Origin of the sequence: Nocardia araoensis NBRC 100135 (assembly GCF_000308435.1) — a bacterium.
Lineage (GTDB): Bacteria > Actinomycetota > Actinomycetes > Mycobacteriales > Mycobacteriaceae > Nocardia > Nocardia araoensis.
Window position 1 is genome coordinate 1 of the sequence record NZ_BAFR01000140.1, and the last position, 8,705, is coordinate 8,705.

Annotated in this window: 11 protein-coding genes; 1 reads left to right on the plus strand and 10 read right to left on the minus strand. The window is 69.2% G+C overall.

From position 1 onward, the window contains the following. Positions 1–78 precede the first annotated feature (78 nt). The 7 genes from ON21_RS19015 to ON21_RS19045 form a co-directional block, all read right to left on the minus strand. A complete protein-coding gene (locus ON21_RS19015; protein WP_051020982.1) occupies positions 79–1,116 on the minus strand; it encodes a PHP domain-containing protein in 1,038 nt (345 codons plus the stop codon). A 28-nt stretch (positions 1,117–1,144) separates the two neighbouring features. Then, entirely contained in the window at positions 1,145–1,726 is a 582-nt protein-coding gene (locus tag ON21_RS19020; protein ID WP_039799571.1) for a dihydrofolate reductase family protein, read from the minus strand. A 64-nt stretch (positions 1,727–1,790) separates the two neighbouring features. After that, positions 1,791–2,651, minus strand: coding sequence for a bifunctional DNA-formamidopyrimidine glycosylase/DNA-(apurinic or apyrimidinic site) lyase (mutM, locus tag ON21_RS19025; protein ID WP_039799572.1), 861 nt, complete (start codon positions 2,649–2,651; stop codon positions 1,791–1,793). 1 nt (position 2,652) lies between these two features. After that, positions 2,653–3,366: a ribonuclease III gene (rnc, locus tag ON21_RS19030; RefSeq protein ID WP_039799573.1), complete on the minus strand. Its 714-nt coding sequence runs from the start codon at positions 3,364–3,366 to the stop codon at positions 2,653–2,655. Between the two features lie 22 nt (positions 3,367–3,388). Then, positions 3,389–3,571 (minus strand): 50S ribosomal protein L32, encoded by a 183-nt coding sequence (gene rpmF, locus ON21_RS19035; protein WP_039799574.1) that lies wholly within the window; start codon positions 3,569–3,571, stop codon positions 3,389–3,391. 52 nt (positions 3,572–3,623) lie between these two features. After that, positions 3,624–4,247, minus strand: a complete 624-nt coding sequence (locus ON21_RS19040; protein WP_174372185.1) for a YceD family protein — start codon at positions 4,245–4,247, stop codon at positions 3,624–3,626. Positions 4,248–4,344: 97 nt separating this feature from the next. Beyond that, positions 4,345–5,091 carry a DivIVA domain-containing protein gene (locus tag ON21_RS19045; RefSeq protein WP_039799575.1) on the minus strand — a complete coding sequence of 249 codons (747 nt, stop codon included), beginning with the start codon at positions 5,089–5,091 and terminating at the stop codon, positions 4,345–4,347. A 381-nt stretch (positions 5,092–5,472) separates the two neighbouring features. On the opposite strand from ON21_RS19045, the gene ON21_RS19050 reads away from it, so the two are divergent. After that, positions 5,473–5,982: a GtrA family protein gene (locus tag ON21_RS19050; protein WP_039799576.1), complete on the plus strand. Its 510-nt coding sequence runs from the start codon at positions 5,473–5,475 to the stop codon at positions 5,980–5,982. Between the two features lie 332 nt (positions 5,983–6,314). On the opposite strand, the gene coaD is transcribed toward ON21_RS19050, so the two are convergent. From coaD to ON21_RS19065, 3 genes are all read right to left on the minus strand, one after another. Then, a complete protein-coding gene (coaD, locus tag ON21_RS19055) occupies positions 6,315–6,800 on the minus strand; it encodes a pantetheine-phosphate adenylyltransferase (RefSeq protein WP_039799577.1) in 486 nt (161 codons plus the stop codon). Between the two features lie 52 nt (positions 6,801–6,852). Next, a complete protein-coding gene (gene rsmD, locus ON21_RS19060; RefSeq protein ID WP_039799578.1) occupies positions 6,853–7,416 on the minus strand; it encodes a 16S rRNA (guanine(966)-N(2))-methyltransferase RsmD in 564 nt (187 codons plus the stop codon). Further along, on the minus strand, positions 7,413–8,705 hold a 1,293-nt coding region (locus ON21_RS19065), incomplete at its 5' end, for a biotin/lipoyl-containing protein (RefSeq protein WP_039799579.1). The genes ON21_RS19065 and rsmD, both read right to left, overlap by 4 nt.

Below are 8,705 nucleotides of genomic sequence, written 5' to 3' on the forward strand. Positions count from 1 at the left end.
GTGTGGCCCTTATTCTCGGCCGCAATGGCCTTCCGGCCCAGGCGAAGTCGTATTGTTCGGCAATAGTTAACCCCGCGGTCACGCCGCCGCGCGAGTCCAGGCCAGCAGATCCGCCAACGGCCAGGTGTTGATCACCCGCTCCGCCGCGACGCCGTTCGCGATCGCGCGCTCACAACCGTATCCCTGCCAGTCGAGCTGGCCGGGTGCGTGCGCGTCGGTGTCGATGGAGAAATAGCAACCCATCTCGGCGGCCAAGCGCAGCAATCGCGAAGGCGGATCGAGGCGTTCGGGCCTGCTGTTGATCTCCACGGCGGTGCCGTAGGCGCGGCACGCCTCGAACACCACCTCGGCGTCGAATGTCGACTCCGGCCTGGTGCCTCGTCCCCCCGCGACCAGGCGGCCGGTGCAGTGGCCGAGCACGTCGACGTTCGGGTCGGCGACCGCGTACGCCATGCGCTCGGTCATCGTCGCGCTGTCGTCGCGCAGACGCGAGTGCACGCTGGCCACTACGATGTCGAGCCGGGTGAGCAGGTCCGCCTGCTGATCGAGGGCGCCGTCGTCGAGGATGTCCACCTCGATGCCGGTGAGGATGCGGAACGGCGCCATCCGGTCGTTGAGTTCCGCGACCACGTCCAGTTGCCTGCGCAACCGGTCGGCGGACAGGCCGTTGGCCACGGTCAGACGCGGGGAATGATCGGTCAGCGCGCAGTATTCGTGCCCGAGCGCGGCCGCGACCCGCATCATCTCCTCGATCGGGCTGCCGCCGTCGGACCAGTTCGAGTGGGTGTGCAGATCGCCGCGCAGTCGCTCGCGCAGCGGCTTGCCCGGCGCCCCGATCGGCTGCGCGGCCGCGCGCAACTCGGCCAGGTACCGCGGCACCACGCCCGCGTACGCCTGCTCGATCACTGCGGCGGTCTTGGGCCCGATGCCCGCGAGCTCGGTCCAGGTGCCTGCCGCCCGGCGCGCCTCGCGCTCGTCGGCGGACAAGCCCGCGACAACCTCGGCGGCGCGCCGGTAGGCCTTCACCCGGTGAGTCTCCGCGCGGGAGCGCTCCAGCCAGAAGCCGATCTCGCGCAGCGCTGCCTCCGGACCGGGCGCCGCGGCGCCGTCCGGCATCCCGCTCGGTTCGTGGCCGGGCACCGGGTCAGTGCACCCGGCTGTATTTGACGAAGGCCACCCCGTCCTCGAACACCGTGCTGGTGATCACCCGGAACTTGGCCGGTTCCGGCAGCCGCGACCCGGCGCCGAACAACGCGCGACCGCTACCGAGCACGATCGGGTAGAGCTTGAGGAAGATCTGGTCGATCTCCGGCAGCAGCGCCTGCGCCAGTTCACCGCCGCCGCACAGCCACATACCCAGCCCGCTTTCCCGCTTGAGTTCCCGAACCCTCTCGATCGGGTTCTCCGAGATCAGCTCGACAGCCGGATCGGGACTTTCGGGCAGCGTGGTCGAGACCACGAATTGCCGCAGATGCGCGTAGGGACTGGAGGTGCCGGTACGGACGCCGAAGTCGTGCGTCTTGCGTCCCATCAGCACCGTGTCGAAGTACCGATTGCGCTCCTCCAACCCGATCGCCTCACGCACCTTGGTCGGCAGCGTCTCAGGGTACTGCGCGTTGATCGAGGGACCGTGGTCGCCACCGACCGGGAAGAAATCGACCGAGCCGTCCTCGGTGGCGATGAATCCGTCAATGGTCGACGCGACGTAATAGGTGAGCTTGCGCATGCTTCCCTTCCTCACGGTCGGCTGACATTCCGAACCGCCCTGAGGAAACGGTAGCTCGCCCGCGCTAACGACGACGAGGCTTCGGCTGGCAGCGCGGGCAGGAGTAGGACGAGCGGTTCATGAACCGCTCGCGGATGATCGGCGCACCACACCGGCGACACGGCTCGTGTTCCCGACCGTATACGGCGAGGGAGCGTTCGAAGTAGCCCGACTGGCCGTTGACGTTCACATAGAGCGCGTCGAACGACGTACCGCCCGCCGCGAGCGCTTCACCCATCACGGCGCCGACTTCGGCGAGCAACCTCCGCACCGCGGGCCTCGACAGCCCCGACGCGGGTCTGCCACCGTGGATCTCGGCACGCCACAGCGCCTCGTCCGCGTAGATGTTGCCGATGCCGGAGACGACGCCTTGATCGAGCAGCACGCGCTTGATCTCGCTCTGCTTGCCGCGGATGACGGCGACCACGGATTCGACGTCGAAACGCGGATCCAGCGGATCGCGGGCGATATGGGCGACCGGCTCGGGCACCAGGGTGCCGTCCACCTCGACCAGCGGCGCGAGCGCCCAGCCGCCGAAGGTGCGCTGGTCGACGAAGCGCAGCTGGGTGCCGTCGCCCAAGGTGGCGCGGATGTGGGCGTGCTTCTCCAGCGGCGCGTCGGCGGGCTGCACCAGCATCTGACCGCTCATGCCGAGATGCACGACCAGGGCCGCTTCCGGATCGTCGAAAGTGAGCCAGAGGAATTTGCCGCGCCGCTCGGCCGAGACGACCTTCAGGCCGGTCAGCCGCGCGGCGAGATCGGCGGCGCCTTCGAGATGGCGGCGCACCGAGCGGGGGTGGGTGATCGCCACCGATTCGATCATCCGGCCGACCACGTGCTCGGCGAGCCCGCGCCGCACGACCTCGACCTCGGGAAGTTCTGGCACGTCAGGTTTCGGCGGTCAGCGCCTCGTAGGCGGCGCCCGCGGCCTTCTGCTCCGCTTCCTTCTTGGACCGGCCGACGCCCTGCCCGTAGGCCCGTCCGCCGATCACCGTGGTGGCGGTGAACTCTTTGTCGTGGTCCGGCCCGGTCGAGGTGATCTCGTAGCTGGGCACGCCGAGACCACGCTCGGCGGTGAGTTCCTGCAGGCTCGTCTTCCAGTCCAGGCCCGCGCCCATCCGCGGTCCGCGCTCGAGCAGCTCGGCGAACAGCCGCAGCACCACGGAGCGAGCCACCTCGATGCCGTGCTCCAGGTGCACGGCGCCGAGCAGCGACTCCATACCGTCGGCGAGGATGCTCTCCTTGTCGCGGCCGCCGGTGAGCTCCTCGCCCTTGCCGAGCAGCAGGTGGGCGCCGAGACCGCCCTCGCCGAGCCCGCGGGCGACCTCGGCCAGTGCGCGCATGTTCACCACGCTCGCGCGCAGTTTGGCCAGCTCACCCTCGGTCTTCGAGGGATGCTCGTGATACAGCCGTTCGGTGATGCTCAGCCCGAGCACGGAGTCGCCGAGGAACTCGAGACGCTCGTTCGTCGGCAGACCGCCGTTCTCGTACGCGTAGGACCGATGGGTCAGTGCTAGACGCAGCAGATCCGGCTGCAGGTCGACGCCCAACGCGGCGAGTAGGCTCGCGTGTGCACCGGACGAGTCTGGTTCGTCGGTCACGTCGTTACGACAGGTCGGACGATCAGACCGCTGCGGTGACCTGGCGGCCCTTGTAGGTACCGCAGGACGGGCAGGCGATGTGCGGCAGGGTCTTCTCGCCGCAGGCGCGGTTCGGGCAGGTGATCAGGGTCGGCGCGGCGGCCTTCCACTGGCTGCGCCGCGACCTGGTGTTGGAACGGGACATCCGGCGCTTGGGAACGGCCACGACTACTTCTCCTCTGTCTAATTGCTCTGCCGGTTCGGCTGATCGGTCTTGCTCAGTGGTCTCGGTCGGCCGCACCCTCGTCGGGGCTGCCTGTGCCGGGCGATCCGGAGGCGAAGTTAGCCAGTCCGGCCCAGCGAGGATCAAGTATCTCATGCCGGTGGTCGGATCCCGCAATCGCCATCCGTACGCCGCATTCCGGGCACAGTCCCGCGCAATCCGGGGTACACAGCGGCTGCAGCGGCAGCTCCAGGCCGACGGCGTCGATCACCACCGGCTCCAGATCGATGAGGTCGTCGTCCATGCGATAGACCTCGTCGTCCTCGGTGGTCTGGTCGGTGGTGCTGTCCGGGTAGGCGAACAGCTCGGTCAGGTGCAGGGTGACCGCATCGGTGAACGGCTCCAGGCAGCGCGAGCACTCCCCTTCGATCGGCGCCGAGACCGTCCCGGTGACCAGCACTCCCTCGGACACCGCCTGCAACTGCAGGTCGAACTCCACCTGCGCGCCCACGGGAACGCCGATCAGATCCAGACCGATCCGCTGCTCGGTGGTGACGGTGCGGCGCAGTTCGCGCATGCTCCCCGGCCTGCGGCCGAGGCTGCGGGTGTCCAGCACGAAAGCAGCGTCCGGCGACCGGCGCTTGGCCGATTGGGGACGCGACGCGGAACCGGCGGACATCACGAACTCACTCACGGTCGAGGGGATACGGGCAACCACTCAACAATACGCGATCACGTGGTGCGCGCCCAAATGCGGCCCCGTACGCTCAGGGCCGCTACCTGCGGAATTCGGTGGCGTAGTCGGGTGCGCCCGCCCCGCTGCGCAGCTGATGACGCCCGCGCCCCACCGTGCGCAGCGTGCTGGTCAGCGTCTCCTCGAAATCGGCGAGCCGGGAGTCGACGTAGTGGTCGCATTCCTCGCGCAGGCGATCCGCCTCGGCGTGCGCGGCGTCGATCACCCTGGCCGATTCGGCGTGCGCGGCGCGGACCACCTCGGTCTGCGTGACCAGCCGCTCCTGCTCGGCGAGCCCGTCGGCGACGGAGCGGTCGTAGGCGGCCTTGCCCGCATCGATCATCCGCTCCGACTCGGCCCGCGCCCGGCCGGTCAGCGCCTCGTATTCGGCGTTGCCGTCGGCCACCACCCGGTCGGCCGCCTCCTGGGCGGAGGCGACCAGGCGATCGGCGTGCGCGCTCGCCTCGGCGACCATCCGGTCGGCGTGCGCCTTGGCGTCGGCGAGGATGCGATCGGCTTCCTCCCGCGCCGAGCTGATGGTGTGCTCGGCCTGCTCGTTGGCCCCGGTCACGGCGGCCTCGGCCGCGGTCCTGGCATCGGAGACGATCTTGTCGCGGTGGTCGAGCACGTCCTGGGCGTCGTCGAGTTCGCCGGGCAGCGCGTCCCGGACGTCGTCGAGTAGTTCGAGCACGTCGCCGCGCGGCACGATGCAGCTGCGGGTCGGGGGGATGCCGCGCGCCTCTTCGACGATGGCGACCAGTTCGTCGAGCGCTTCGAATACGCGATACATGCTCACTACCCTCCTGCGGACTCACGGCGAAACTTTCCCGCCGACGCCCAGTGTGCCCCTCGTCACCGCTCGTGCCGAGTCCCTTTCCGGTGTGTCGTCACAGTGTCTCGCACGCCACAGAATCAAGTGGAGAACACCTCTCCGCTTCGTGTTACATTTTGTTGGAAGGTCGACCAAGATCTTCAGCACGTACCGCGTTCCCCGGATCGCGGACAAGGAAGCCGGAGGTACGGACAACCCGCCGTCGAATGTTGACAGGCGCCGACACGTCAGCGATCGCCGAATGCGCTACGAACGGACCCTGCCAAGAGTCGACGGGGGAAGCAGGCGAACACCATCGCTGTTGTCCCTGCCGATGGCTCGTGTTCGATCGGAAAGACGATGACCCTACTGGAACTGCCGAGACCGAGCGCCACCAGCTTCTTCGTGCCGTGGGTCGGCCCCCATCCGGTACTGCCGACGACCTCGGTGGCGACGAGTTTCGGCCGGCTCGCCCGGTACCTGCGCGGCGATCGCGCCTTCGCCCAGCTGATCCGCTTCGCGCTGGTCGGCGGCTCCAGCAACATCGCGTATGTGCTGTTGTTCTTCGCCATGCACGGCGTCGGACCGCTGATCGCCAACGTCGTCGGCTCGATCGTCAGCACCATGATCGCCAACGAGTTGCACCGTCAGCTCACCTTCCACGCCGCGGAACGGGTCGGGTGGTTCACCGCGCAGTGGGAAGGCGGCGGGCTCGCGTTGGTCGGGCTCGGTGTGACTACCGCGGCGCTGGCCGCGCTGGGCCTGTGGGCTCCCGGTCTCGGGGACGCCGCCCAGGCCGTCGCGATCCTGGCGATCACCGCCGCGGTCGGCGGGATGCGGTTCCTGGCCCTGCGCGGTCTGGTGTTCTGAACCGCCTCTCCGCGTATTCAGGCCGTACTGCCCGCCTCTCCGAGTATTCAGGCCGTACCAGTGAGGTGGGACGCGGGTCGCGTTCAGGTCTTGCGTCGACGGCGCTGGAGTCTTGGGCGTTCCCGGTGAGTTACCCATGTTCTTGCGTGATCAGTGGTTGCGCTGACGCCGGCAAGCTTGACTGACAAGCTTGACTGACTCCACGCCTCCGCAATGGGGGTCCGGTGGTCCGCCGCTGCCTCCCGGTCCGCCACTGCCTCAGCGTCTCCCAGGAAGCGTCTCCCAGGATTTGCGGAGCGGCGCGGGGGCAGTTCGGGTTCGCGGCGAGGATGTCAGTTCTTGCGTTCGGCCAAGCGGTCGATGAGGCGCTTGTGGACCGAGGGGGGCAGCATGTCGGTGACGTCGCCGCCGTATGCGGCGACCTCTTTGACCAGTGAGCTGGACAGGAAGCTGAAGGTCGGGTTGGTGGCGATGAAGAAGGTGTCCACCCCGGAGAGCTTCTTGTTCATCTGCGCCATCTGCAGTTCGTAACCGAAGTCGCCCGCGTCGCGCAGGCCCTTCACGACCGCGGTGATGCCCTGCTCGCGGGCGAAGTCCACCAGCAGGCCCTGCCACGATTCCACCCGGACGTTGCCCAGGTGTGCGGTCGACTCGCGCAGCATCTCGATGCGCTCCTCGACGGTGAACATGCCCTGCTTCTTCGGGTTGATCATGACGGTGATGACGACCTCGTCGAATTGGGCCGCCGCCCGGGTGAAGACGTCGAGGTGTCCGTAGGTCACGGGGTCGAACGACCCGGGGCACAGTGCTCCTGCCATGAGGCGACGCTAGCAGGACACACGCGGCCGGGCACGAGTGGCCGCGCCCGCGCTATTCGTCCGGGTCGAACTCCGCCAGTTCGATGCGGGTTTCGCCGTACCGGCGCGACTTGGCCGGGAGGAAGCCTGCGGGCCAGGCTATTTCGGGCGATCGCGCCGAACGCTCCAGCACGACCAGCGCTCCGGGACGCAGCCAATCGCGCTCGGTCAGCGCGCTCAGGTCGGCCAGCACCGCGGCGTTGTCCACCGCGTAGGGCGGGTCGGAGAAGACCACGTCGAAGCCGCCCGCCCCGCCCAGTTGCAGCACACCGGCCACTGTCGCGACCCGCAATTCGGCGCCCGGCAGCCCGAGGTCGGCGATATTACCGCGGACCACGGCCGCCGCCTTGCGATCGGATTCGACGAGCAGCGCGTACTCGGCGCCGCGCGACAGCGCCTCCAGCCCGAGCGCGCCGGAACCCGCGTACAGGTCGAGCACGCGGGCGCCCGCGAAGTCCAGCCGGGCATCCAACGCGCTGAACAGCGCCTCCCGGACGCGGTCGGAGGTCGGGCGGGTGCCGGACGGCGGCACCCGGAGGCGCCGTCCGCCCGCCGCGCCCGCGACGATCCGCGTCATCCGGCCGACGACTCCCGTACCGCCAGTTCGATGAGCAGGTCACCGCCTTCGACCTGCTGTACGGAGCCGATGGCGACGCGGCCGACGATGCCCGCGCGCGGCGCGGTGATCGCGGCCTCCATCTTCATGGCTTCGATGGTGCCGATGGTGTCGCCCGCCGCGACCGAATCGCCTTCGGTAACCGCAAGGGTGACGACACCGGCGAACGGCGCCGCGACGTGGCCGGGGTTGGTCTTGTCGGCTTTCTCCGCCGCCGGGATCTCGCTGGCGATCGACCGGTCGCGCACCGCCACCGGCCGCAACTGCCCGTTGAGGATGCACATCACCGTGCGCATACCGCGCTCGTCGGGCTCGGAGATCGCTTCCAGGCCGATGAGCAGGGTGACGCCCTTCTCCAACTGCACCCGGTGTTCCTCGCCGCGGCGCAGCCCGTAGAAGAACTGGTTGGCCGACAAGCCGGAGGTGTCGCCGTACTTCTCGCGATGGGCGAGGAATTCGGCGGTCGGGCCGGGGAACAGCAGCCGGTTCAACGTCGCCCGGCGCTCTTCGGAGCTGCCGGACAGACCCTTCTCGTCCGCGGGCGTCAACGGTGTCTCTGGCTTGGCCGCGCCACGCCCGGCCAGCGCCTTGGTGCGGAACGGTTCGGGCCAGCCACCGGCGGGTGTGCCCAGTTCCCCGCGCAGGAACCCGATCACCGAGTCCGGGATGTCGTAGCGGCCGGGGTCGGCGGCGAAATCCTCGACCTCGACGCCGGTGCCCACCAGCGCCAGCGCCAGGTCACCGACGACCTTCGAGGACGGGGTCACCTTCACCAAGCGGCCGAGCAGTCGGTCGGCGGCGGCGTATTTCGCCTCCACCTCCTCGAACCGGTCGCCCAACCCGAGCGCGATCGCCTGCTGGCGCAGGTTCGACAACTGCCCGCCGGGGATCTCGTGGGTATAGACGCGGCCGGTCGGCGCGGGCAGGCCGGACTCGAACGGCGCGTACACCTTCCGCAGCGCCTCCCAGTACGGCTCCAGGTCGCACACGTTCTGCAGGTTCAACCCGGTGTCGTACTCGCTGTGCGCCGCCGCCGCGACGATCGCCGAGAGCGCCGGCTGGCTGGTGGTGCCCGCCATCGCGGCGCTCGCGCCGTCCACCGCGTCGGCGCCGGCCTGCCATGCGGCCAGGTAGGTGGCCAGCTGCCCGCCCGGGGTGTCGTGGGTGTGCACGTGCACCGGCAGATCGAAATTGCTGCGCAACGCCGTGACCAGCGTGGTCGCGGCCGGGGCGCGCAGCAGTCCGGCCAT